General features: G+C 72.5%; 25 protein-coding genes and 1 tRNA gene. 12 read left to right on the top strand and 14 right to left on the bottom strand.

Features of this window, described 5'->3' with window-relative positions:
* Window positions 1-61: 61 nt before the first annotated feature.
* From BN3788_RS12155 to BN3788_RS19315, 7 genes are all read right to left on the bottom strand, one after another.
* Entirely contained in the window at window positions 62-955 is an 894-nt protein-coding gene (locus BN3788_RS12155; protein ID WP_066586267.1) for a hypothetical protein, read from the bottom strand.
* On the bottom strand, window positions 952-1992 hold the full coding sequence (locus tag BN3788_RS19060; RefSeq protein WP_108723834.1) for a DUF4406 domain-containing protein: 1041 nt from the start codon (window positions 1990-1992) through the stop codon (window positions 952-954). The genes BN3788_RS12155 and BN3788_RS19060 overlap by 4 nt, the downstream gene beginning before the upstream one ends.
* Before the next feature lie 457 nt (window positions 1993-2449).
* Entirely contained in the window at window positions 2450-3739 is a 1290-nt protein-coding gene (locus BN3788_RS12145; protein WP_066586264.1) for a ParB/RepB/Spo0J family partition protein, read from the bottom strand.
* Between the two features lie 53 nt (window positions 3740-3792).
* Window positions 3793-4128: a hypothetical protein gene (locus BN3788_RS12140; protein WP_066586260.1), complete on the bottom strand. Its 336-nt coding sequence runs from the start codon at window positions 4126-4128 to the stop codon at window positions 3793-3795.
* Entirely contained in the window at window positions 4125-4907 is a 783-nt protein-coding gene (locus BN3788_RS12135; RefSeq protein WP_066586258.1) for a hypothetical protein, read from the bottom strand. Before BN3788_RS12135 ends, BN3788_RS12140 begins: the two co-directional genes overlap by 4 nt.
* Window positions 4908-5184: 277 nt before the next feature.
* A complete protein-coding gene (locus tag BN3788_RS12130; RefSeq protein WP_159066893.1) occupies window positions 5185-5478 on the bottom strand; it encodes a hypothetical protein in 294 nt (97 codons plus the stop codon).
* Window positions 5479-5498: 20 nt separating this feature from the next.
* Window positions 5499-5672, bottom strand: a complete 174-nt coding sequence (locus tag BN3788_RS19315; RefSeq protein WP_159066892.1) for a hypothetical protein — start codon at window positions 5670-5672, stop codon at window positions 5499-5501.
* A gap of 192 nt (window positions 5673-5864) precedes the next feature.
* Here BN3788_RS19315 and BN3788_RS12125 point away from each other — a divergent pair, with 192 nt between their 5' ends.
* Together BN3788_RS12125 and BN3788_RS19310 are read left to right on the top strand one after the other, a co-directional pair.
* Complete coding sequence (locus tag BN3788_RS12125; RefSeq protein ID WP_066586252.1) at window positions 5865-6128, top strand: hypothetical protein; 264 nt, start codon at window positions 5865-5867, stop codon at window positions 6126-6128.
* 441 nt (window positions 6129-6569) lie between these two features.
* Window positions 6570-6746 carry a hypothetical protein gene (locus BN3788_RS19310; RefSeq protein ID WP_159066891.1) on the top strand — a complete coding sequence of 59 codons (177 nt, stop codon included), beginning with the start codon at window positions 6570-6572 and terminating at the stop codon, window positions 6744-6746.
* 158 nt (window positions 6747-6904) lie between these two features.
* Here the strand turns inward: BN3788_RS19310 and BN3788_RS12115 are convergent, their stop codons facing one another.
* From BN3788_RS12115 to BN3788_RS12105, 3 genes are all read right to left on the bottom strand, one after another.
* Window positions 6905-7180 carry a helix-turn-helix domain-containing protein gene (locus tag BN3788_RS12115; RefSeq protein WP_066586247.1) on the bottom strand — a complete coding sequence of 92 codons (276 nt, stop codon included), beginning with the start codon at window positions 7178-7180 and terminating at the stop codon, window positions 6905-6907.
* A gap of 411 nt (window positions 7181-7591) precedes the next feature.
* Window positions 7592-7664 (bottom strand) — tRNA-Lys (locus tag BN3788_RS12110).
* Window positions 7665-7914: 250 nt separating this feature from the next.
* On the bottom strand, window positions 7915-8688 hold the full coding sequence (locus tag BN3788_RS12105; protein ID WP_066587179.1) for an MBL fold metallo-hydrolase: 774 nt from the start codon (window positions 8686-8688) through the stop codon (window positions 7915-7917).
* A gap of 252 nt (window positions 8689-8940) precedes the next feature.
* On the opposite strand from BN3788_RS12105, the gene BN3788_RS12100 reads away from it, so the two are divergent.
* From BN3788_RS12100 to BN3788_RS19990, 10 genes are all read left to right on the top strand, one after another.
* Window positions 8941-9756 (top strand): hypothetical protein, encoded by an 816-nt coding sequence (locus BN3788_RS12100; RefSeq protein WP_066586235.1) that lies wholly within the window; start codon window positions 8941-8943, stop codon window positions 9754-9756.
* Window positions 9749-10441: an HAD family hydrolase gene (locus tag BN3788_RS12095; RefSeq protein ID WP_066586233.1), complete on the top strand. Its 693-nt coding sequence runs from the start codon at window positions 9749-9751 to the stop codon at window positions 10439-10441. The genes BN3788_RS12100 and BN3788_RS12095 overlap by 8 nt, the downstream gene beginning before the upstream one ends.
* A gap of 262 nt (window positions 10442-10703) precedes the next feature.
* Window positions 10704-12458 carry a BCCT family transporter gene (locus tag BN3788_RS12090; protein WP_234346632.1) on the top strand — a complete coding sequence of 585 codons (1755 nt, stop codon included), beginning with the start codon at window positions 10704-10706 and terminating at the stop codon, window positions 12456-12458.
* Between the two features lie 138 nt (window positions 12459-12596).
* Complete coding sequence (gene nhaA, locus BN3788_RS12085; protein WP_066586230.1) at window positions 12597-13886, top strand: Na+/H+ antiporter NhaA; 1290 nt, start codon at window positions 12597-12599, stop codon at window positions 13884-13886.
* A gap of 146 nt (window positions 13887-14032) precedes the next feature.
* Window positions 14033-14785: an ABC transporter ATP-binding protein gene (locus tag BN3788_RS12080; RefSeq protein WP_066586227.1), complete on the top strand. Its 753-nt coding sequence runs from the start codon at window positions 14033-14035 to the stop codon at window positions 14783-14785.
* Window positions 14786-14790: 5 nt separating this feature from the next.
* Window positions 14791-16671: an FtsX-like permease family protein gene (locus BN3788_RS12075; RefSeq protein WP_234346649.1), complete on the top strand. Its 1881-nt coding sequence runs from the start codon at window positions 14791-14793 to the stop codon at window positions 16669-16671.
* 314 nt (window positions 16672-16985) lie between these two features.
* The gene (locus BN3788_RS12070; protein ID WP_234346630.1) at window positions 16986-18500 is read left to right on the top strand and encodes a vWA domain-containing protein; all 1515 of its coding nucleotides are present in this window, start codon (window positions 16986-16988) and stop codon (window positions 18498-18500) included.
* 126 nt (window positions 18501-18626) lie between these two features.
* Window positions 18627-19070: a hypothetical protein gene (locus BN3788_RS12065; protein WP_066586219.1), complete on the top strand. Its 444-nt coding sequence runs from the start codon at window positions 18627-18629 to the stop codon at window positions 19068-19070.
* A gap of 108 nt (window positions 19071-19178) precedes the next feature.
* A complete protein-coding gene (locus BN3788_RS12060) occupies window positions 19179-20225 on the top strand; it encodes a DUF2776 family protein (protein WP_066586210.1) in 1047 nt (348 codons plus the stop codon).
* Window positions 20226-20322: 97 nt separating this feature from the next.
* Window positions 20323-21261: a cold shock domain-containing protein gene (locus tag BN3788_RS19990; protein ID WP_066586207.1), complete on the top strand. Its 939-nt coding sequence runs from the start codon at window positions 20323-20325 to the stop codon at window positions 21259-21261.
* 20 nt (window positions 21262-21281) lie between these two features.
* On the opposite strand, the gene BN3788_RS12050 is transcribed toward BN3788_RS19990, so the two are convergent.
* From BN3788_RS12050 to BN3788_RS19830, 4 genes are all read right to left on the bottom strand, one after another.
* Entirely contained in the window at window positions 21282-21644 is a 363-nt protein-coding gene (locus tag BN3788_RS12050; protein ID WP_066586202.1) for a rhodanese-like domain-containing protein, read from the bottom strand.
* A gap of 17 nt (window positions 21645-21661) precedes the next feature.
* Entirely contained in the window at window positions 21662-22204 is a 543-nt protein-coding gene (locus tag BN3788_RS12045) for a DUF4395 domain-containing protein (RefSeq protein WP_234346628.1), read from the bottom strand.
* Window positions 22201-22578, bottom strand: coding sequence for a thioredoxin (gene trxA, locus BN3788_RS12040; protein WP_066586200.1), 378 nt, complete (start codon window positions 22576-22578; stop codon window positions 22201-22203). The genes BN3788_RS12045 and trxA overlap by 4 nt, the downstream gene beginning before the upstream one ends.
* A 381-nt stretch (window positions 22579-22959) precedes the next feature.
* On the bottom strand, window positions 22960-23250 hold the full coding sequence (locus BN3788_RS19830; RefSeq protein WP_234346627.1) for a cellulose binding domain-containing protein: 291 nt from the start codon (window positions 23248-23250) through the stop codon (window positions 22960-22962).
* Window positions 23251-23285 lie beyond the last annotated feature (35 nt).

Here is a 23285-nt window from a genome sequence, read left to right as displayed (position 1 = left end):
GCGTCCGCGGCGCGGTACCGGCCACGCCGGCTGGCCCGGAGGCTGGGCGACTCGGTCGTCATCACGCGTCCTCATCGGGGAGAGCGGGCACGACACGCAGCCCGACGTCGTGTCCGGCTGTGCGCAGGAGCTCGGTGGCCTGCCGGGTGAGGTCGTCGGTCGCCGCGGTCGACAGGCGCACAGGCAGGGGCCTGCGCAGCGGGCCGAGCAGGTCCGACCACCACTGGTGCTGCGCGGTCTCCTCGATCAGCACGTCCGCCGGCGACTGGCGGACGTCCGGGTACGCGGGCGCCGACCCGATGACCGACTGCCCGATCCGGACCAGCACCTGGTGCGTCGCGAACCCGGGCAGCACCGTCAGGATCGGGACCGCCCCGGAGTACCCACGCGCCGCCGCGACGAACCGCGAGAGGGCGTCCGGGTCCACGCGGGCACGCACCCCCGGATCGGGCTTCACCGCGTCCGCGAGCGCGAGCAGTGCGCGTGGGACGTCGGGGTAGCGGTCCTCGCCGGCGGGCATGATGCGGGTGACGGTGAGGGACTGGCCATCGATGAGCGACCCGACCTCGGTCAGGGTGGTCTTGGCGTCGGTGACCTCGATCCGCATGGGCTGGTCGGCCCACATCGCCCGGGCGTCGGCGTTGGTGGGCGCCTTGAACACCTTCAACGCCTTGGCGACGGCGTCGACGGGCAGGTCCCAGGTCGCGAGCTCGTCGGTGATGAAGTCGGGGTCCTCGACGCGGGCGAGGGCTGCGGTGCGGTGGTCGGTGGCCCAGATGAGGAGCGCGTCGCCCGTCAGGTGCAGGCGAACGCGGCCCAGGACGGGGGTGTCCTCGGTCTCGCGGCCGGCGTGCGGGAGGACAGCGGCGAGGGCCGCGCGGATCTCCCCGCGCGCGACCTCGAACGCCGGCCCGCTCGCGAGAGGCATGGCGGCGGTCGGGTGCGTGGGGGTCATGAGCGGGTCTCCTCTGGGGTCGTCAGGAGGGCGTAGGCGTCGATCGGGAGCACGGGGACCTCGAGTGCGTGGGCGACGTGCACCTCGAGACGGGCGCCGCGGGATGCCTCCCACCCGGGGAGGACCGCGAGCTGGTCGGCGGTCAGGACGTCGCCGAGGTCCAGGCGCAGGTAGTCGGCCCACGTCGGCTGCTCGGGGTTCCGGGCCGGGTTGAGCGGCACGTGCCCCGCGGCGCGCAGCAGGTCCTCGGCGGCGAAGAACGCGGGGTAGTTGTGCTGCGGGTACCCACTCATCGGGCCGGAGATGTAGACCCGAAGCGCGGCGCCACGCTCCGGCTCCGGCGCGGAGGGAAGGAGGGGTGCAGTCAGCGCTGCGCCCTGTAGCCGCACGGCCTCAAGCGCTGCCGACAGGCGCTCACCGTGCGCCACGAGGTCGATCGCCGGGGGCGCGGCCACGAGCATGGCGTCGAGTGCCGGGCCCTCGGACCCCGGTGCTGCCGGGTCGACCTCGGGTGCGGCCGCGGCGTGCTTGCGCAGCCACCGGGACACGGTCGGCTGCGAGTAGCCGACCTGCTCCCCGATCGCGGCATCGGACAGGCCCTCGGCCTTGAGTCGCAGGACCTCGTCGAGCACCTCGGGAGGCGTGGTCGAGATGTGCGCCGCTGGGCGGATCGCCACGCCCGCCCGGACCAGGATGCCGCGCGCGTGCTTGGCCGTGCCGACGCCCTCGACCGTCTCTGCGACCTGCTCGATCGTCAGGCCGCCCGTGTACGCGGCAGTGACCGCCTCGACGAGCGCCGGGTCGTCGACCTTGGGGCGGACCGTGCGGCCCGCGCGGTCGTCGCGCATCTCAACGCCGGCCGCGCGCAGCGCCTTGCGGACGCCGCTGGCGGTGCGGCCCTGCCTGGCGGCGATCGCGGGGACCGTGTCGCCGGCGTTGTACGCAGCCACCACCACCGCACGCTCTGCGGCGTCGATCATCCGGGTCCGCCCGGCGCCGCCGACCGCGACCCCGGACTCGCGCAGCGCCCGGGACACCGCCCGCTCGGACGCCCCGTGCTCGGCCGCGAGCGCCTCGATCGTCTCGCCGCCTGTGTAGGCGGTGGTCCCGTGACGGCCGCGGGCGGGCGCGGCCCCCGCGGGGACGGGGCCGGTGCCGTATGGCGCGGGGGCGTGGGGCGAGGGCGAGCGGGCGGGGCGGCTGGGGCGCTGGCGGCGGATATGGACGCCTCGATCCGGCTCAGCTGGTCCTTCACGCTCGAGCCGTGATTGGGCGCGAGCGGCGCCGATGGCTGCTGGTGCTTCCTGGCAGCGGCGACTGCGTTCGCCGCTGCCGCGCGCCGCTCGGTGAACCCGCGCAGCGTCGCGGCCTTCGCGGCCATCCGGTCCCGGTGCTCCTGGACCGTCTCGACGCGCCGCGGCTCGATCGGCAGGTCAGGGGCGCCAGCGTTCGCGTGGTTGGACCCGGACCCGTGGGGGGCTCCGACGCACCCCATCACTCGGCCTCGCCGTCGGCCGGCGGCGGGGTGAGCAGGGCACGCTCGGCGTCGGAGACCGGGTACCCGAGGTCCTCGAGCAGCCCGTACCAAGCCATCAATCCCGATGAGTCGGGCCCGGCCCGCCACCACCGGGGCGGGACCGGCTCGATCGATGCCGCGAGCGCGAGCAGCAGGCGCTGGGGCCCGGGCAGCGGCCGCGTCGCCTCGACGAGCTCGGGCAGAAGGCTGGGCCGCTGCCAGGACTGCATCGCCTCCCATCCCTCAGGCACCGCCACCCGCGCCCAGGCGACAAGGTCCGACTCGCCCAGGCCGATGTCGAGGTCCGTGGGGGCACTGGACGGCGTGTAGATGACCGCGTCGGCCGCGAGCGCCGCGATGCGCGCCGGGGCGCTGGCCGGCAGGGCCTTGCGGTCGTGGATCAGGCGACCCAGGAACTCCGCGCGCAACGCGGCGGTCGTCTCCGCGAGCTCAGTCAGCACCGCCCTAGCCGCAGCGTCGGCCGCAAGCGCCGCGTCGCGGGCCTCGTCGGCCGCGGTCCGTGCGGCCTCCCGGTCGGCGGCCTCCTGCGCCTCCTCGAGGGTGTGGGGGCGGTACACGTACAGCGACCCGTACGACCAGCGGAACGACCAGCCCGGGGCGACCTGCGCGGCGAGCGCCTCGGCGGTCTCCGTGGCCGTGTACCGCGGGCTGAAGGACTCGACCATGACGGAACCCGCCGGGGCGCCGTACGCGTCGCGCTTGTGCTCGACCGCGCCGACCGCGTCCAGCGCGGCTAGCAGCGGTGCCGCCAGCGCCCGCTCCTCCTGTCGGTCACGCGCCTTGCGCAGCGCCAACGGGAAGTTCAGACCGCCCAAAGCGGCCGCGAGCCGCTCACGCTCGACGTCGTCGGTGATGTCCGCGAGCGCGGCGGCGTCCTCGAGGGTCGCGGTGTGCTCGTGGATCGCGGTGCGGGCCTGCTCGGGCAGGCGGGCGAGGCGCAAGCGCGAGCGGACGGTGGTCTCGGAGCGGGAGACGGCGGTGGCGACCTGGTCGACGGTCAGGCCGTCGATGTCGAGCATGGCCTGGTACGCGTCGGCCTCCTCCACAGCGGTGAGGTCGGCGCGGTGGACGTTCTCGCGGACCATCATCTGGCGCTGCTCGGCCGGGGGAAGGTCCTCGCGGATGCGGCACGTCGCGGCGGGCAGGCCCGCGAGCTCGCAGGCGGCGCGGCGCCGGGGGCCGATGACGACGCGGTACTCGCCGGGCAGATCGGGGTGGGGGACGACGACGAGCTGGCTCTTATACACCTCTGACGCCTGCGGCCATCCTACCCGGGGCGATCGCGGGGTAGCGGGGGTGGTCATCGGGGGCGTCCGTTCTGCTGGGGCATCGAGGCCAGTTGGTCTGCGTTGACCTGCAGCGGGCAGGTCGCGAAGTGGGTCTCGTGGCGGCGTTCGTTGAGGTCGAGGGGCTCGTCGGCGTCCAGTCGCCGGCACGTGCGCCCGGCCCCGAACACCGCGTACCGGGCGGCGGGGTCGTCCGTTGGGGTGGCGTCGAGCGGCAGGCGCTTGCGCCGCTCGGTCGGGTCGAGGCGCTCGGGCGCTGGGATGTACAGCGGCCAGATCAGCCCGGCCCCGCACACGCACACCGGCGTGCTGCCCCACGACGTGGCGCGAGCGCCCTTGCGGCGGGTCACGTCGTGTCCCGCTCGGCGGCCCGCACGTCGTCGAGGGGCGGCAGCCCGATCGCCTGCGTCACCGACGAGACCAGCGAGCCGGTGGCCAGGCCCGTGCCCGCCTCGACGGCCGCGACGATCAGCAGCGCCTCGGCCGTCGGGCGCCACGTGTGCGGGGCGGCGTGCGCCTTGATGTGCGTGACAGCGTGCGCGGCGCGGGCGGGGATCGTCGTCAGCGCCCGGATCGGCGCGGTGATGTCCTGCACCCTGCGTGCGTCGGCGATCAGCGCGGGCACGTCGAGCGGCTCGCGGGTCATCGCCGCCTCCGCTCGATCGCGTCGAGCACGGCCACCGCGGCGACGCCGAGGATCCCTAGCACGGCGGTGCCGATCAGGATGGCGTGGGCGACGGCGCTGGGGCCGGTGTCCGTTGCGGTCGTCTCGGCGGCCGCCGCGGGGGGGCGCCCACCAGGAGAGCAGCACGACGGCCACGAGCACCGAGGCGACGACCATCACGAGCACGTTCGCGGCCGAGAACACCGCCTGGCCGATGCGGGCCCGGCGGGCACGGCGGGCGGCGTCCCGGTCCGCGGCGTCGAGGAGCGCGAAGGCCGCGGCGACCGCGCCCTCGTCGAAGGCGCCCGCCGGCCGGGCGTGGTGCTCGTCGACCAGCAGGCCGACCGCATCGGCGACGTGCGCCTCGAACTCCGCGTCGGCGGCGGCCTGCGCGAGGTGGGCGCGCCACCCCGCGAGCTGCGCCCGCGTGGGGGGGGCCAGCGGGCGCGAGCCGACGCCGGGCACCGGGACCCCACCAGGACCGTGCGGACGGCCCGCTGGGCGCCCGCGCCGTACTGGCGGGCGACGGTCGGCGAGGAGACCCAGGCGCAGACCTGGTCGGGGGTGTGCCCCGAGGCGAGGCGCGAGGCCGCGACCCGGGCAAGGAGGTTGGTCACCATCGGGGTGTCGCGCGGGGCGTGCGGGCGCTTGTACATGGCGTGCCTTCCGGTCATCGAGGACGGAGACGAGCAAGGGGTCAGGCGGTGGGGGTCGGCCCGAGGGGGAGACGGGCCGACCCCGGTCAGATGGGGTGGTGCGCCGGCGTTGGCGGCGGCGGGCCACCCGGGGCCGCGAGCGCGGCGTCGAAGTCGTCCAGAGCGGCCCGGACCCGGGTCATGCGGCGGCGCACGATCTCCAGGTGCAGGTCGAGCTCGTGTTCACGGCTGTCGGAGCGCAGCGCCGCGAAGGCCTTGGCGAGCGCGTCGACGGCGGCTGCCGCGTCGTTCCGGGCGTCCGTGCGGCGGCGCGCGGGTGACCCCAGGGGCGTGCGGTACGTGTCGAAGAACGGCGGCGGGAAGCGAGGGTCGAATCGCACCTCGGCGGGCGTGGGGCGGCTCACAGCGCGTACCGCTCGGGGTGCACGATCGGGTCGAGCAGGGCCCGACGAATCGCGCGCTGCTGGTGGACCGTGACCGTGTCATCGAGCAGGTCCAGCGCGATCAGCACACCCGTCATGAGCTCCTCGCGGGTGGCCCCGGAGATCCGCTCACGACCCTCGCCCAGAGCCACGGTCGAGGGCGACGCAGGGGGCGCGCCACCCCCGACCGGGCCATCCACCGACACGACACCCGGAAGGGGGACGGGCGGGCTGTCGGTGGGCCCCCCTACGGTCGGGTCACTGGCACCAGGCGTAACCAGCGCCCGGACCCCGACGACGTCAGCGTGAGAAGACGCTGGACGTCCGACCGAAGGAGACGTTTCATGGCCACCCTCATGTACGACGGGCGAGAGATCACCGTCGACGACTACAGCGCCGGGCAGATCGTCGCCCACGCGATGCGCGCCGGACACGGCGGCCGTACCGAGGCCGTGCTGCTCGAGGGGGACGGGGCCACACCGCCACTCGTCCTGACCGTGGGAGCGGGCATCTCGCTCGGCGTCGTCTTCGAGGGCTCGGTCCCGACCACCGTCCGTGACGCGGCCGGGCTCGTCGTCCAGGGGTACAACGTCCGCGCCGATGCGTAGCGTGAGGAGCCGCGGTCCGTGGTCTGTGGGGTCACAGGAGGCCCACCAGGCGTTCTCATCGACGAGACCGAGGTGGGTCGCCCCGCGGCCACGGGGCCGTGCTGGTGCGACAGGTGAGGAGGTTTCCTCACCTGCCCGCACCGGGCACGTGTCGCCATCGCGCTTGAGAACCGCAGCACGGAGCGCGCGATCCGGGCCATTTACCGCTGTGTGGTCCAGGCGGGCGTTGAGTTCGGTCAGCGCGTCGCGGACACTGCGGGCGTAGGGCCGGCTCGGGTCGGCCGGCGCGGGCAGGTCGCGGCGGCGGTAGCTGCCGTACTGGTCGTGATCCACGGCCGCGGCCCGGTACGAGCGACGCAGCTCGGCCTCGGCGGCCGCGCCGCGTGCTGCGGTGCCGACGGGCAGCCAGCGGCGCAGGGTCGCGGGGGTGCACTGGTCGCCGTGATCGACATCGTGGTCGACGGTCACATCGGCCCACCCGGCGACTGGCGTGGGCGTGACACGCACACCCGTGATCGAGTCGACGTCGACGCCGAGGTGCTCGATGCAGGCCGCGAGCGCGGCGCCCGCGGCGAAGTCGCCGGATACCCGTGCGGCCTGGTCCGTCTGGGCAGGTGAGGAGGTTTCCTCACCTGCGCTGTCCGGGCCGCCGATGTCCTCGTGGGTGTGCGCGTCGTCCTCGAGGAGGGCGACCTGGGCCCGGAGCTGCGCGACGAGCGCGGACAGGATGAACACGGCGACGACCGCCAGGAGCGCGAGGGCGAGTGCGAGGGCGCTCATGGTTGGCTCGGCTCGGGGAGGGGGGCCACAGGGGAGGTGCGGGCCGCCGCGAGAAGGTCCTCAGGCGACATGCCGAGCAACTCGGCGACTGCCGCCAGCTCGGGGACGGTGAGGGGGACGTCCCCGCGCAGCCGACGACTCACGGCGGGCTGCGAGAGGCCGAGGTGCAGGGCCAGGGCGGACTGCCCGACGCTGCGACGCGCGCACTCCGCGCGGAGGGTGGCCGCCAGCGACGCCTGAGTGAGTCGCTGAGTGACTAGGTTCGTCTGCATGGGGATGAGTTCTACACGACGAACCGCGTCGCTGCAAGCATTGGTAAGTCGGTGGGCGACTAGGGCGCCCTCTGGGGGTCCGGATCGGCGCACGTTTGCGTGTGTATAGACACATAGGCGTTGCCGTTATACGCTCGGCGCATGAGTTCACTCATCGAGATGCCGGATCGCAGTTCTGCACGTGGGCGCGTCGCGGGTGAGGTTCGGGCCGAGCTGGCCCGAGCCCGCATCAGCGGCAACAAGCTCGCTGCCCTGCTCGGGCAGTCGCAGCCGTACTGGTCCCGGCGTTTGTCGGGCAAGGTCGCGTTCGACGTCGACGACCTCGAGGCCCTGTCCGGGCTGCTCGGCGTCCCGATCGCGCGGTTCTTCATCGCGCCCGGGATGCCCGGCCCTTCCGGGCCGGACGGCGGGTGGGCCCCGTGGGGCTCGAACCCACGACCCGCGGATTAAAAGTCCGCTGCTCTGCCAACTGAGCTAGAGGCCCGGGTGGTGAGTGGATTCACTCGTGGAACCCACCGGAGAACACCCGTGTCGTTCGCCGGGGCGGTGGGGCCGCCCTGGTGCCGACGGGATCCAAGGTACCGCCTCGTCAGGGGACTGTTCTGCTGGCGTGGGCGCGCTCGCAGGCGTGCGGTGGTGGGTCGGTGGAACCCTCCGGATAACTGTCGTGTAGTTCTGGCCCGGTGGCCGGGGTGGTGAGTCGCGGCGCGGTCGGTTCAGCGTGGGGCGGGACGCTAGCGCAGCGGGATCGCCGCTCCTTCGTCGGCGAGCAGGATCTCCCCGCTGTACACCTGCTGGGCCGCTGCCAGCGACAGCGCCCTGTCATGGTCCGGCCAGAAGTGCGTGAGCAGCAGCCGTCGCGCGCCGCACACCTCCGCGACCTCGCCCGCCTCCCGGGCGCTGAGGTGCACGGGGTCCACCGCCGTGGGGGCCCCGAGCGGGCGGTCTGTGGCATCGACGATGAACAGATCCGCGTCGCGGCCGAGATCGACCAGGTCAGGGGAGGGGCCGCTGTCCCCGGTGAAGGCGACCACGAGGCCGTCGGCGGTGGTCAGGCGGACCCCGGCGTTCGGCACTTGGTGGGGGAGCAGCCAGCTCTCGAGGCGGAACGGTCCGACCTGGTACGCCTGGGCGGGGAGCGGGTGCCAGTCGAAGACCTGGTCGACGGCTCCCGTGTCGTGCTCCTCGAGTCCCAGCACCCGCTCGCGGACGCCCTCGGCGGCGTAGGTCGGCAGGGCAGGGGCCTCGGCCGCGGGCCAGCCGAGCCAGCGAGCCCGGAACAGCCCGTGCAGGTCGTTCATGTGATCAGGGTGCCGGTGCGTGATGATGACGGCGTCGAGCCCGCGAGCGGTCGTCGAGCCCAGATTCTCCAGCAAGCGCGCAAGGGTGTCGTAGCCCAGGTCGATGACCACGCGGAAGCCCTCGTGCTCGAACAGGAACCCGGTGCAGGCCCGGCGCGGCTCGGGCCATGCGCCACAACTTCCCAGCACGACCACGCGACTGCTCATCACCACACCGTCGCCCGGTCGCCGTCTTGGCGCAACAAGTCGACGACGCAGATCGGTCACGCGGTGTGTCCCCGAGCCTCGACGGTGCAGCCCTAGGTTCCGGAGACGTGGCGGGGCGGACATTTCGCTGTTCGACCAGCTCAGAAGCCGCTCGGCCGTGCGCGCGAGGTAGCCTCCCTCTCCGTGACGACGTGCGCTTTCACCTCCGATGACCGCGGTGTGCTCGCCGCGTCGGCCAAGCAGCGCTGAGCGATGCGCGACTCGGATCGGCGCGCCCGGCGGCGGCTCCTGGGGGCGCTGTCCGGCGGTGTCGGGCTCCTCGCGCTGCTCACGCTCGCGGACTTCGTCCCGCCCGGGGCGGACTGGTACGCCGCACACCCCATGACGGCCAGCACCGTGACCACCGTCGTCACGTTCGTCGCGGTCAGTCTGCTGGTGGAGCAGTGGCTCAAGGAGCGGTCGGCCGCGCAGCTGCGGCTGGTCTCGAGCGTGGCCTACCGCAGCCTCGCGCAGGTGGTGAACGACGCTGGAAGGTCGTTGCTGGCACCCCTGGTCGGAGCCGACCTGCACGCTCTGGCTATCCCGGCCGGCAGCGACGACGTGGCGACGGCGCGCGCCCGCTTGCTCCGGCACGGCCTGGAGCCGACCTTCGACCAGTCGACGGGATCGTGGCGCGGGATCGGCGCCGCCAGTCACGACCAGGTCCTGCGCGCGCTGTGCACCGAGCCCGCGTACGTGCAGATGCTGTTCCGCACGGCCGCGAACGGGAGGCGGCGGCTGCATGACGGCACCGCGATGTGGGCGCCCGTGATGCTGGGCGCCCGCTCCACGTCGGACGACCTGGGCGCCCTGCGCCAGCTCACGGACGCGATGGAGCTGCTGCAGGAACGGTGCCGGCTCGGCGGCGTCATCGGCCGGGACCTCCCCGGCTGGGTGCCCGACCCCGGCTGGCTGGACGCCCTCTCGCGCGACTTCTGGGCGGCTGTCTCGACGTACGAGAGCCTGCGCGACGACTTCGCGGAGCTGGCCGAGCTTCCCAGCGACGAGATCGTGCTCCGACGTGCGTGAGGAGCGCCCGCGGGCCGTGCTGTTCGACATCGACGGGACCCTGGCCGTCGGGTCGAGTGCTCACCTGGCCGCGCTCGTCGCGACGGCGTGGGATGTGCTGCGTCTGCGGGTGGACATCCAGATGGTGGGGGAGCGCCCTCACCTCGACGACCAGGACGTCACCGGATGGATCGACTCCCAGGTGCTGCGCCTGCTCCGGGACCGTGCGCAGGCCGAGGGTCGGGCGCCGCTCGACGCTCTCGTCGAGCGCTACGTCGCGACCTACGCGGACGCGCTCGCGGACGGGACCGCCCTCGTCGGACGACCGGTCCCCGGAGCGGCGCACGTCCTCGACGCGCTCCGGTCGCGCGGGACGCCACTGGGCCTCGTGACGGGCAACGTGCACGGCGTGGCGCGGCTCAAGCTCACCGGTCTGGGCCTGGATCGCGGGTTCTCCTTTCACCGGGACGGGGGCTTCGGGGACTGGCGGGCGGGCCGTGCGGAACTGCCCGCGGCCGCGGGCCAGAGGCTGGGCATCGCCCTCGGACCGGAGGTCTGGCTCGTCGGCGACACCTGCGCCGACATGGCCGGCGCCAAGGGAGCGGGGCTGACGGCCGTGGGCGTGCTCACGGGCGGCGACGACGAGGAGGAGCTCCGGGCTGCCGGCGCCGACGTCGTGCTGCGCTCGGTCGCTGATCTGCCCTGACGGTCCACCGCGTCGACGCGCCGCTCCCCTAGGCATTCATGTATGGTCCTTGACCGTTTCTTGACCGCCAAAGAAGGGTCACCCCATGGTGAGCGACCGTCGTACGGGATCGACCGAAGGCGAGGCCGGCCATTCTCTGGTCCCACAACGGGCACGCGCAGCACGCATTCTGAAGGAGGTCACCTCTCCCAAGACGGTCGGCAGCCCCCATCCCGCACTGCTGCCAGGCATCGGCGTCGAGCAGACCCATCGGTCGTTCGGCGTGGACCGGATCGTGTTCGGGGTGGCGGCGGCCTTCGTGGTCGGGGTCATCGCCTGGGGTGTGCTGTCGCCGGATGGGCTGGCGGACTTCGCAGCTGCCGGGTTCGTTTTCGTCACCACGGATTTCGGGTGGCTCTTCGGCGTCCTGACGGTCGTCGTCTTCCTGTTCATGATGTGGCTGGGATTCGGCCGGCACCGCGTCGTCCGGCTGGGACAGGACGACGAGAAGCCCGAGTTCTCGACGATCTCGTGGGTCGCGATGCTGTTCTCCGCGGGCATCGGCATCGGGCTGCTGTTCTACGGCCCGCTCGAGCCGATGACGTTCTTCCTCGACCTGCCGCCGGCGTTCGCGGACACCACACCCGGCAGCGACGGCGCCATGCACATCGCGCTCGCGCAGACGTTGTTCCACTGGGGGCCGGTCGCGTGGGCGTACTACGCGCTAGTCGGCGGGGCCGTCGCGTACGCGGCCTACCGCAAGGGCCGCACACCGCTGATGTCCGCGTTGCTCGAGCCGATCTTCGGGCAGCGAAGCCACGGCGTGCTCGGCAAGGTCGTCGACGTGTTCGCGATCGTCGTCACGCTGTTCGGAACTGCCGTCTCGCTTGGCATCGGCGCGCTGCAGATCGGTCGCGGGATCGAGATCGTCGGCGGTGTCGGCCCGCTCGGCAACGCCGTGATCGTGGGCGTCATCGCCGTGCTCTCCGTGGCGTTCATCCTCTCCGCGGTCTCTGGGTTGAAGCGCGGCATCCGCGCGCTCTCGAACATCAATATGGCCCTCGCTGGAGTGCTGGCACTCTTCGTCCTCGTGGTGGGGCCGACCGTCCTGCTGTTGAACCTCATCCCCGGTGTGCTCATGACCTTCGTGGGCGAGCTGCCGGCACTGATGGCGCAGTCCGCCGCGACATCCCCGGATGCCCAGGGGTTCATGAGCGCCTGGACCACCTACTACTGGGCGTGGTGGGTGTCGTGGACGCCGTTCGTCGGGATGTTCATCGCGAAGATCAGCCGCGGACGCACGCTCCGTGAGTTCGTCACCACGGTCATCGTGGTGCCGAGCGTCGTATGCCTGATCTGGTTCACGATCGTCGGTGGCACCACCATGTGGCTCGAGCAGACCGGGGCGGCGATCAGCGAGGCGGCGTCAGGCCAGGACATGTTGTTCACGGTGCTGAACGAGCTCCCGTTCGGGGCCGTGACGTCTGTGCTCGCGATGGTCTCCATCGTGATCTTCTTCGTCACCAGCGCCGACTCGGCGTCCATCGTCATGGCGAGCCTGTCGGAGCAGGGCAACCCGACCCCGCGCCGGTGGACCGTCGTGGTGTGGGGTGTCGCCCTGGCCTCGATCGCAGCGGTGCTGCTCGTCGGTGGCGGGCAGGTCGCGCTCTCCGGCCTGCAGAGCCTCATGATCGTCTCGGCGTTGCCCTTCGCTCTGGTGGTGATCCTCGTCATGCTCGCGTGGGCCAAGGACCTGGCGCGAGACCCGTTGACCATCCGGCGCCGGTACGCGCGCGAGGCGCTGGACCAAGGCGTGCGTGCCGGGATCGAGGAGCACGGCGACGACTTCGTCCTCGGGGTGGTCGCGACCGCGCCAGACGAGGGCGCGGGCGCGTGGCTCGACACAGACGACCCGGTCCTCAGCGACTGGTACCGGCCGGACGTGAGCGAGGTCGAACCCGACTCGGGTGCCACGCCTGCGAAGGTGGCTGGGTCTGAGACATCGGCTCCGACGGTCTCGGCGGCCGATCGCGCATGACGTCGACGGCGGCGCGGGTGGGTGCCCGTGCCGCCGTCGACCGTTCCCGTAGAGTTGTGGGCTGGTGTGCCGGGAAGTCTGGTCGGCGTCTTCGTCGGCGACCCGTCCCGAAGGCCGAGGCCCTCCCCGGGAGCACCGATGACCCACGAGCACCACCACGCGCCCGCCCCATCCTCGTTGCGCCGCTGGGCGTCCCGTGAGACCACTGGCGGCGCACTCCTCATCGGCGCCGCCGTCGTGGCGCTCGTGTGGGCGAACTCGCCGTGGCGCTCCGCCTACGACACCCTCGCGCACATCGTGGTGGGACCCAGCGCTCTGCATCTCGACCTCGACCTGGCGACCTGGGCTGCGGATGGGCTGCTCGCGGTGTTCTTCCTCACCGTGGGGCTGGAGCTGAAGCGGGAGATCGTCGTCGGCGCGCTGAGGGATCCGCAACGAGCCGCCGTCCCTGTCATCGCAGCGGTCGGCGGCATGCTGGCGCCAGCGGCGGTCTACATCGGGGTGCTGGCCATCGCCGGCGATCCGGCCGCACGTTCTGGCTGGGCCATCCCGACGGCCACCGACATCGCGTTCGCGCTGGCGGTCCTCGCGATCTTCGGACGCGGACTTCCGGTGGCGATCAGGACGTTCCTCCTGACGCTCGCCGTGGTCGACGACCTCCTGGCGATCGTGGTGATCGCCGTGTTCTACACGGACGCCGTGTCTGTCGGGATGCTGGCGCTCGCCCTCGTCGCGGTGGCGGCGTTCGCCGCGCTCGCGCGGTCGCCCTACGTGCACCCGTGGTTACTGGCGCCCCTCGCCGTGATCGCCTGGGGATTCATGCACGCCTCGGGGGTGCATGCCACGATCGCTGGCGTCCTGCTCGGGCTGAGCGTGCCGGCCCGCCCGGTGAACGGCGAGCTGGATGACCGGGCGCATCGCTACGAGCAGGCCGTGCGCCCGTGGTCGACCGTCGTCGCCCTGCCGCTGTTCGCGTTCCTGTCCGCCGGCGTCACGCTGACGGGCGGCGGCGGGTCTGCGTCCCCACTGGCCCAGGCAGTGGTGCCGGCGGTCGTGCTGGGCCTGGTCGTCGGAAAGATCACGGGGATCTTGGGATCGGTGGCGCTGGTGACCCGGTGGTCGCCGCTTCGCCTGCCCGAGGGGGTCGGGGTTCGCGATCTGGTCCCCGTCGGACTCCTCGCCGGCATCGGATTCACGGTGTCCTTGCTGATCGCCGAGCTGTCGTTCACGGACGGGACGACCGCGGCAGGGGCCAAGATCGCGGTCTTGGCGGGCACCACGATCTCCGCGGTCGCGGCCGCCGTCTTGCTGCGCTGGGACAGCAGCAAGGCGCGACGTGCCGACATGAACGACGACGGCGAGCCTGACGCGCCGCAACCGACGGTCGGCGAAGCAGCGTCGGAAGGCGCGACGGGCGCGTCGGACTAGCTGCTCCGCGGGCCAACCGCAGCGTCGGACGGGGCCTCCATCGAAGGGTGGAACCCTCGCAGGCCCTCCTTCTGGGGCTCGATGGGCGCCTGTCCCGGTTCCTAAGTTCGAGATCGACAGCACGATCTCGATCAGGGGAGCAGATCATGGCCACGCCCATCACGGTTGAGGCGACCGGCACCGCGGTCCGCCTCGTCGACATCCACAAGACCTACCCGGCCCGCGAGCCCGTCCACGCGCTGCGCGGGGTGTCCCTGGAGTTGCTCGCGGGCTCCGTGACCGCCGTTGTCGGCCAGTCCGGCTCCGGCAAGTCCACCTTGCTGAACTGCGCCGCCGGGCTCGACACTCCCAGCCGCGGCTCGGTCGTCGTCGGGGGGCACGACCTCACGACCCTGCGACCCGACGACCTCACCCGGTTCCGCCGCGAGCACGTCGGCTTCGTCTTCCAGGCGTACAACCTCATCGGCCACCTGACGGCCGGCGAGAACGTGCGGCTGCCGCTCGTGCTCGCCGGCCGCCCGGTCGACCCGGCGTGGGAGTCGGCGCTGCTGGAGTTCCTCGGCGTGCCGCACCTCATGGACCGGCTGCCGGGCGAGTTGTCCGGCGGGCAGGCGCAGCGGGTCGCGATCGCCCGGGCGCTCGTCACGCGGCCCGCCGTCGTCTTCGCCGATGAGCCCACGGGCGCGCTGGACTCCCGGACTGGGGCCGCGGTGCTCCAGGTGCTGCGCGACACGGCCCGCGAGCTCGGGCAGACCGTTGTCATCGTGACGCACGACGCGGGGGTCGCCGCAGCGGCAGAGCGCGTCGTCGTCCTCGCGGACGGGTTGGTCGTCGACCAGCTCGAGCACCCCACCGCTGAGCGGGTCACCGCCAGCCTCCTCCTCACGAAGGGCCGGTGAGCACGATGTGGCAGCTCGCGTCCTCGGGCGTCCGCGCCCACCGCGGGGCCTTCGCCGGCACCGCTGTCGTCCTCGCCGTCGCAGCGGCGGTCCTCGCGATCACCGGGGTCCTCTTCGAGTCCGGCATGCGCACGCAGTCGGCCGGGGACCGGGCCTCTGGCGGGCTGCTCGTGTCCCTCGCCTCGTCCTACGCCGGCACGCTGATCGTCGTCGTGGTGATGGTCGTCGCGGCGACCGTCAGCCTCGCGCTGCGCAGCCGTCGCCGTGAGTTCGCGCTGCTGCGTGCGGTGGGCGCCACCCCGTCGCAGGTGCGGCGTTCCGTCACCCTCGAGGTGGCCGTCGTGTCGCTCGTCGCCGCCCCGCTGGGCGCGGTCGCCGGGCTGTTCGGCGCCCGGCTCCTCGACCCGGTGCTCGTCCGCAGCGGGATGGTCGCGCCCGACTTCGCGTCGCACCTCTCGCCGCTGCCCGTCCTGGCCGCCGTCGCGCTGATCGCGGTCACCGCGGTGCCCGTGGGCCGGCTCGGCGCCCGGGAGGCGGCACGCATCGCACCGACCGCGGCGCTCCAGCAGAGCGCCGTCGAGGACCGCCACGTGGGGCTCGGCCGCCGGATCACCGCCCTGGTGATGACCCTCGGCGGCCTGGCCATGGCGTTCAGCCCGCTGTGGATCCCCGGCACGACCGGGAGCGCGGCGGCGTCCCTGTCGGCGTTCCTGCTCATCGGCGCCGCGGCGCTCGCGGGCCCCGTCCTCGTCGGCTGGATCTTCGACCGCGTGGCTCGGGCGCACCCGTCCGGTGGCCGCCCGGCCACGATGCTCGCGGTCCGCAACGTGCGCGGCTTCTCCCGGCGGCTCACGACGGTCGTCGTGCCGCTCGCGCTGGTCGTCTCCGCGGCCACCATCCAGACCAGCGTGGACCGGGCCATGACGACCGCCATCGAGCAGGAGTTCGTCGCGGCCGTCGCCACGGACCTCGTCGTCACACCGACCGAGGACGCCACGCAGGACCTGGCCGCGCAGGTCGCCGCGGCGCCCGGCGTCGAGGCGGCCGTCCCGCTCGGGACCCTCCCGGGAGAGGTCCGCAGCGTGGACGACGGCGCGGAGACCTGGGAGGCGGCTGCTCTGCGGGTGGTGCCCGCCGACACCGCTGCGCTCGACCCCGACGTGGTGAAGGGCTCGCTCGCCGACATCGACGCCCCGGACACGGTGGCCGTCAGCAGCGACACGGCGTACACGAGCGGCGCCGGCCTGGGCGAGACGCTCACGATCCGGCTCGGCGACGACGTCGTCGACGCCACCGTCGTCGCGGTGTACTCCCGTGGCCTCGGCATCGGGGGGATCGTCACCGGTGCGGCGACGGCCGAGGCGCACGGGCTGCCCGTGATGGCCGACACCCTGCTGGTCGACGTGGCCGACGGCACGGACGTGGCGGACGCCACAGCCGCGATCACCGCTCTGGGCGCCACCGCGGCCGACCCGAGGACCCACATCGCCGCGACGGTCCAGGCTGGGGGCGACAACGCGGTCGGGAACGCGCTCCTCATGCTGCTCCTCGCCGTCGTCGCGGTCGGCGCGGCGAGCACCCTGGCCATGACCACGGTGGCGCGCCGCGACGAGCTCGCGCTGCTGCACCGCACCGGCACCACCCGCCGCCAGCTCCTGGGCATGACCACCGTCGAGGCCGCGATCACCGGCGTGACGGCATGGGTGGTGGGAACGGTGGCGGTGGCGCCCGCGGTGATCGGCGTGAGCGCGGGGATGCTCGAGGGGCTGCCCGTGGTGGCCGTGCCGGCGTACGTCATCGTCAGTGCGGCTGTGGTCGCCTTCGCCCTCGCCGCGACCGCGCTCGCGGCACGCCCGACGACCCGGGTGGCGACTGCCGTCGCGTAGGCCGGTCGCCCGGCGAGCAGTGCACAGCACTCGACCCCGCACCCACGGTGCGGGGTCGAATGCTGCGGGAGGCCCCGCTCGTCGTCGGAAGTCGGCATTCCGGGCGGAATTCCCGGTGGGCGCCGGAGAAATGCGGTGCTCGTTACCCGAATGGGATGACCGCGTGACCATCACGTGCTGGTGCCCGCCCACTCCTGCCGCGAGGCTTCAGCCCTCGACAATGGAGGCAGCTCATGCGCATTCGGACATTAGGCATCGCCCTTGATGCGCCCGCCCGCGCGAAGACGCGAAACCGCGCGATCGCCGCTGTGGCTGTGGTCGCCGTTGTCGGATTGGTCGGCTCCTGCACCGCCGGCGGCATGTCGGACGGCTCCGCGGCGCATGACATGGCCTACGAGGACTCCGTCGCGTCCGAGGCGTGGCGTGACGCCCCGATGGACGCGCAGGAGGAGTACGACGACTCGCCGGAGCAGCCGTTCCAGGACGTCACGACGAGCCCGTTGTCGACGTTCGCGTCCGACGTCGACACCGCGTCGTACAGCAACCTGCGCCGCCAGCTGCTCCACGGCGTCGCGCCGGAGGGGGTGCGGATCGAGGAGCTGGTCAACTACTTCGACTATGACTACCCGGCCCCCGAGCCGGACGCGGTGGACCCGTTCACCGTCACCACCCAGATCGCGGACGCGCCCTGGGCTCCCGACCACCAGCTCGCCATGATCGGCGTGCAGGCCACCGCCGCGGTTCCCACCAGCCGCGGCAACAACATCGTCTTCCTGCTCGACGTGTCCGGCTCGATGGGCGAGCCGAACAAGCTGCCCCTCCTGGCCGACTCGTTCGAGCTCCTCGTGGACCAGCTCGACGAGGACGACACCGTCTCCATCGTGACCTACGCGGGCAGCGAGCAGGTGGTCGCCGACTCGGTGCCCGGTGACCAGCGCAGCCACCTGGTCAGGGCCCTGCGCGAGCTGCGGGCCGGAGGATCGACCGGCGGCGCTGCGGGACTGCAGACGGCGTACGAGCTGGCGTCCAAGAACTTCGTCGAGGGCGGGAACAACCGGGTCGTCCTGGCGACCGACGGCGACTTCAACGTGGGCCCGTCCACCCCTGAGCAGCTCACCGACCTGATCGAGGAGCACGCCCGGACAGGGGTGTACATCTCGGTGCTCGGATTCGGGATGGGGAACCTCAAGGACAACACCATGGAGGCCATCGCCGACCACGGGAACGGCAACTACGCCTACATCGACACCATCGACGAGGCGCGCAAGGTCCTGGTGGACGAGTTCGACTCGACGATGTTCGTCGTCGCCCAAGACCTCAAAGTCCAGGTCGAGTTCAACCCCGCGACCGTCGCCCAGTACCGGCTGTTGGGCTACGACAACCGGCGGCTGGAGGACGAGGAGTTCGACGACGACACCAAGGACGCCGGCGACGTCGGCGCCGGGCACTCGGTCACCGCGTTCTACGAGCTCGTCCCCGCTCGAGGCGAGGCACGCGGCGACGACCTCGACTACCAGACCGTCCAGGCTGGCGCCTCCACCGACTTCCTGACCGTGCACGTGCGCTACAAGCAGCCGGGCGCCACCACCAGCACCGAGGTCGTGCACCCCGCCACAGCCAGCGCCTACACCCGGACGCCCTCGACCGACTTCAGGTTCGCGTCCGCGGTGGTCGAGTTCGGCCTCTCGGTGACGGGATCACGGCACGCTGCCGACGCCGACCCGAGCCGGGCGCGCGAACGCGCCGACGCCGCGTCCGGCGAGGACGACTACGGGCTGCGGTCAGAATTCGTCACCCTGATCGACGCCTATCTGCGCCTCACCGAATGAGCACCGGCCCACGTGGGTTCTGATATCCGCGATACGAGAAAGCGCGCGAATGAAGGAATGTCCCTGTGCGTCGCGGGTGAGGGGGCGCGAGTTGGACGGGCGTCGGCGGCCCCGTAGCCTCCGGCCATGAGCACCCTTGACGAGGTCGGCACGCGTGACGGTTGGCGATGCTGGCTGTGCGACGAGCCGGTGGACCCCGACGCGTCCGTCAACTCCGACCGCGGCCCGAGCATCGACGGCGGCGCGACGCCCAAGGGCAAGAAGCCGGCGCCGGGCTCCGAGCGGCTCGCGCATCGGGCCTGCAACACCCGCAAGGGGGCCGTCAAGCCCGTCGTGGCCTGGTCGTCATCGCTGTTCGTCGTGGAGCCGGCGCCCATCGTGGCGACCGTCGAGCGGCTGACCCGCAAGGGCGGGCGCGAGGTCGTGGGCCGCTGCCCGACCAAGGCGGACGGCGAGACGGCAGCAGCCTGGCTCGTGGACCGGCTCTCGCGGTTCGCCCCCGACCTTCGCGTGACCGCCGCCGTCGAGCCGGGCGGCGGGCAGTTCCTCCTCGTGCTCCGCGCAGGTTGACCGCGCCGCATGCCTGAGCGGCGCCCGGGAGGCACGGGCCGTCGCGCAGGGTCTCTCGACGCGCTCATCCGGTGGGCCGTCCCCACTGTGGTAGCGACAGGGGGGCCCATGGACCGGTCGATCAGCATCCTCTTCCGCGCTATCCCGCTGGCCATGGGCGCGGTGTGCCTCGCGTTCGGGTTGTTCGTCCTCTCGGGCGGTGACGACGCGGACCATTTCGTGGCAGGCCACGTCAACGTGGCGCTGACGGCCATCTGCATCGCGCTGTTCTCGACGGCTGCGACGATCATCCGTCAGCTCGTGCACGGATACGGCAGGGTCTGGGAGATCGTGCTGCCCGCCCTGGGATACACGGTCGCGGTGGCCACGATGGTCTGGGGCGTCGTCACGGTCCTGCGTGGTGACGAGCCAGAGTTCGTCGTCGCCGGGCACGTGATGCTCGGCATCGGGTTCATCGCCGCGAGCGTGAGCACCGTGGCCACGGCCTCGACCAGGTTCACCCTCATCCAAGCGAGCGCCGCGCGCGACGTCGCCAGCGGTCCGCCGCCAGAGGCGTACTCGGAGCGTGTCCGGGCACTGCTCATCGCGGTCCCCGCGGTGCTCGCGGTGGTCGGCTTGGTGATCGCGGGAACGCTGCTGGGGCGCGGCACGACGCCCGAGGTCGTCGCCGGGCACGTGATGATCGGGCTGTCCTTGGTCTGCTCCGCTCTCGTCGCGCTGGTCGCCAGCATCGTGCGCCAGGTCCGCAACGAGTTCGGTGAGGCCGAGCGTTTCCGCTGGACGTGGTGGGTCGTGGCGATGGGGACCATCAATGTGGTTCTCGGGCTCGGGGTGCTCCTGGCCTCGGACAACCCGGCGCGGCTCGCCCCTGGCGTGGTGCTGATCGGGCTCGGGCTCATCTGCTTCAGCATCGTGTCCAAGGTCGTGCTGCTCGCGCTCGTGTGGCGCCAGGTCTTCGCGCTCGCCAACCGCATCCCGATCATCCCGGTGAGCACTGCGCTCACGTGCTTGTTCTTCGCGGCGTTCCTGTTCGAGGCGACCACGCGGCAGCCCGGCTTCTTCGTCGGCGCCCACGTCCTGGTGGGTCTCGGGGCGGTCTGCTTCACGTTGTTCTCGATCGTGTCCGTCCTCGAGGCCGGCACGTCGACGTCGTAGTCGCACGGAGGATGGCGAGAGACCGGCGGACACTTGCCGCAGGTTCGTCAGGGACACTAGGGAGATCATCCGTAGGTCTTTCGACGAGGAGTCACACGTGCCCCAGGGGACTGTCCGCTGGTTCGACGCCGATCGGGGTTTCGGGTTCATCGCCCCCGAGGACGAGGCCGAGGACCTGTTCGTGCATGCGTCCGAGATCCTCGGCGAGGACGGGCCGAAGGTGCTCCGCGAGGGGCAGACGGTCGAGTTCGAGATCGGCGAGGGGGACCGCGGCCCGCAGGCGCGCCGCGTCCGGGTCACGGGCGACCAGCCCGCTGGCGCGCCGGTCGGGGTGCTCGGCACCGTCACCTGGTACGAGCCGACCAAGGGGTACGGGTTCATCACGCCGGACGGTCGTGGCGCGGAGATCTTCGTGCACAGCTCGGCCATCGTGGGCGGTGGCGTCATCTCCGAGGGCCAGCGCGTGGCCTTCATGGTCGTCGACGGTGACAAGGGGCCGCAGGCGGATCACCTGCTGCCGCTCGGGGCGGACGCCGCCCCGCAGGGAGGCGCTGACGGGGCGGACGGCACCGTGTCCTGGTACGACCCGGAGAAGGGCTTCGGCTTCGTCACCCCCGATTCCGGCGGCGCGGACGTCTTCGTCCACCACCGCGCCCTGGCCGGCGGGCTCACCGAGCTGTACGAGGGCGACCGGGTGGCGTACGAGGTCGCCGAGAGTGAGCGGGGCCTGCAAGCACGCAACCTGCACCTCGTGGGCGAGGCGGCTCCTCAGGACGCGCCCGCCGGGCCGCCCCCGGGTCGGCCAGGGCGACAGTCGGCCTCCGACGCTCCCGTGCGCGGCGGCGAGGGCGTGGTCGCCCGCTACGACGCGGAGCGCGGATTCGGCTTCATCACCCCGGACGCGGGGGGCACCGACCTGTTCGTGCACGTGTCGGTCCTGCGGGGCGCCGAGGCGCTGCAGGAGGGCGACCGGGTCCAGTACAAGGTGCGCCAGGGCGACCGGGGGCCACAGGCCGACCACGTCGAGCGGCTCTGACCGGACGGGCCTTCCTCGTCTCAGCGGGTCGTGGGGAGCTGGGTCGCCTCCGCGGCCTCGCTGAGCGAGCCGAGATCGGTGACGTCGGTCAGCCCTGCGTCGTGCATGAGCTCGACGGCTTGGGCAGACCGGTTGCCGGACCTGCAGTAGACGAGGTACTCGGCATCCGGGTCGAGGGTGGGGATCGCATCGGCGAGCTGGCCACCGCTGAGGTCCAGCAGCGTGGCGCCCTCGAGGTGGCCCTGGGCGTACTCGTCTGCGGTTCGCACGTCGACGATGATCGTGTGGTCAGTGACGGTCACGGGCTCGGCTGCCGTGCCCGCGCAGCCGACGAGCGTGGTGGCGACCAGCGTGGCGCCGGCCGCGGAGATGATGCGGTGCATGAGGTCTCCTGGAAAGGTCAGCTCGGGGTGGCGCACGTGTCGCCGGGGCAGTGCCGTGGGGGCGTCGCGCTGAACGCGCGCTGCAGGGCGCACCCGACGCAGATGCCGAACGCGGTCTCGGCGAACAGCAGCGACAGGCACAGGGCGCACAGGGCGAGCGTCAGCCACAGGGGCGCGGCCAGCAGCCCCATGCTGGCGCACGAGACGGTGGCCAGCCCGAACCCGAGCCACCAGGCGAACGTCTTCTGCGGCGCCCCGACCCACTCGGGCGCCTGCCGTCGGACGACCAACCGCCCGACGGCGAGGGTCGGCGACCAGCGATCGCTGACGGTCACGCGCAACGCCATGTCGAGCATGAAGAACATGCCGAAGGGCTGAAGCGGACGGGCCGTCCCCGTCGCCGCCGCGAACCCGAACGCGATCGCCCCGGCGAGGAAGAGGATCCCTGCGGCGGCGCGGACGGCCCGCTCGTCGATCACCGGCACGTCGAAGCCCGGCTTCGCGACGCCGACGCGCGGCGCCGATGTCTGGGAGATCACGAGGCGTGGGCCGTCGATCACGCGTGCGGCGTGCTGGCGTCGCGCTCCGCGAGCTGGCGTCGGACGTCGTCCATGTCGAGCGCCCTGGCGCCGTCGACGAGCTGCTCCAGCTGCGGGGCGCGCAGCGCGCCGGGCTGGGAGAAGACGAGGACGCCGTCGCGGAAGACCATGAGGGTCGGGATCGACGTGATGCCGAACCCCGCGGCGAGGCCCTGCTCGGCCTCGGTGTCGACCTTGCCGAACACGATGTCCGGGTTCCGTGCCGCGATGTCCTCGAAGACGGGCGCGAACGCCCTGCAGGGCCCGCACCATGCTGCCCAGAAGTCGACGAGAACGATGCCGTCGCCTGAGACGGTCTGCTCGAAGGTCTCGGAGGTGAGAGTGGTCGTGCTCACGGTTCCCCGCCTCCTAGCGACCGAACAGCCGGGAGAAGAAGCCCCGGTGGTTTGCTGCCGCGGCCTCGGTCTGCGCTGCGGTGTGCTTGCCGTTGCACCACTCCGATGGCGGGACGGTCTGCTTCACCGATCCCACGTGCTGCCCGCAGCCAGCCCATGTCGTCTTGCCGCACACACGGCACTTCACTGCTCGGCACATCATGCGTTCCCTTGGTCGGTCGGATCTCGATACCCCTGGGGGCATGACGTGACGATACCCCCCGGGGTATTGCCATGGTCAAGTCGACCGGCCTCGGGGCGCGCGGACGCCCGATGCCTCCGATCACGGCATGCGTCGCGCCCGGCAGCCGTGAAGGCTGCCGGGCGCGACGTCCGTGCTGGTCAGGCGGTGGCGCAGGATAGTGCGGGGCTCGGGGCGGAGCCGCTGCCGATGAACCCGAACGTCGTCGTCCCATTGGCCGGGAGCGTTCCGTTCCAGGCCGCGTTGCGGACCACCACGAGGTCGCCCTGGGGCGCCAGCGTGCCGCCCCACACCTGCTCGACGCGCTCGCCCGACGTGCGCCAGCTCACGCTCCAGCCGCTGGTCGCGGCGCCGGCGCGCACGGTCACCTCGCCCTGGAACCCGCCGGGCCAGCTGTTGACCGTGGTGTACGTCGCGGTGCACGCGCCCACGGGAGGCGGGGTGGTGGGTCCTGTCGTCGGCGTGG

The sequence above is a fragment of the Cellulomonas timonensis genome, assembly GCF_900046455.1.
Classification (GTDB): Bacteria; Actinomycetota; Actinomycetes; order Actinomycetales; family Cellulomonadaceae; genus Cellulomonas_A; species Cellulomonas_A timonensis.
The sequence above is the reverse complement of the archived record's forward strand: the minus strand, read 5'-3'. Positions and strand labels throughout refer to the sequence as shown.

Excerpts from the sequence above, each read along its gene's own strand:
- BN3788_RS12155 (WP_066586267.1), bottom strand. The coding sequence starts at position 955 with ATGACCCCCACGCACCCGACCGCCGCCATGCCTCTCGCGAGCGGGCCG.
- BN3788_RS12125 (WP_066586252.1), top strand. The coding sequence starts at position 5,865 with ATGGCCACCCTCATGTACGACGGGCGAGAGATCACCGTCGACGACTAC.
- BN3788_RS12115 (WP_066586247.1), bottom strand. The coding sequence starts at position 7,180 with ATGCAGACGAACCTAGTCACTCAGCGACTCACTCAGGCGTCGCTGGCG.
- BN3788_RS12105 (WP_066587179.1), bottom strand. The coding sequence starts at position 8,688 with ATGAGCAGTCGCGTGGTCGTGCTGGGAAGTTGTGGCGCATGGCCCGAG.
- BN3788_RS12100 (WP_066586235.1), top strand. The coding sequence starts at position 8,941 with ATGCGCGACTCGGATCGGCGCGCCCGGCGGCGGCTCCTGGGGGCGCTG.
- nhaA (WP_066586230.1), top strand. The coding sequence starts at position 12,597 with ATGACCCACGAGCACCACCACGCGCCCGCCCCATCCTCGTTGCGCCGC.
- BN3788_RS12080 (WP_066586227.1), top strand. The coding sequence starts at position 14,033 with ATGGCCACGCCCATCACGGTTGAGGCGACCGGCACCGCGGTCCGCCTC.
- BN3788_RS12075 (WP_234346649.1), top strand. The coding sequence starts at position 14,791 with ATGTGGCAGCTCGCGTCCTCGGGCGTCCGCGCCCACCGCGGGGCCTTC.
- BN3788_RS12065 (WP_066586219.1), top strand. The coding sequence starts at position 18,627 with ATGAGCACCCTTGACGAGGTCGGCACGCGTGACGGTTGGCGATGCTGG.
- BN3788_RS12060 (WP_066586210.1), top strand. The coding sequence starts at position 19,179 with ATGGACCGGTCGATCAGCATCCTCTTCCGCGCTATCCCGCTGGCCATG.
- BN3788_RS12050 (WP_066586202.1), bottom strand. The coding sequence starts at position 21,644 with ATGCACCGCATCATCTCCGCGGCCGGCGCCACGCTGGTCGCCACCACG.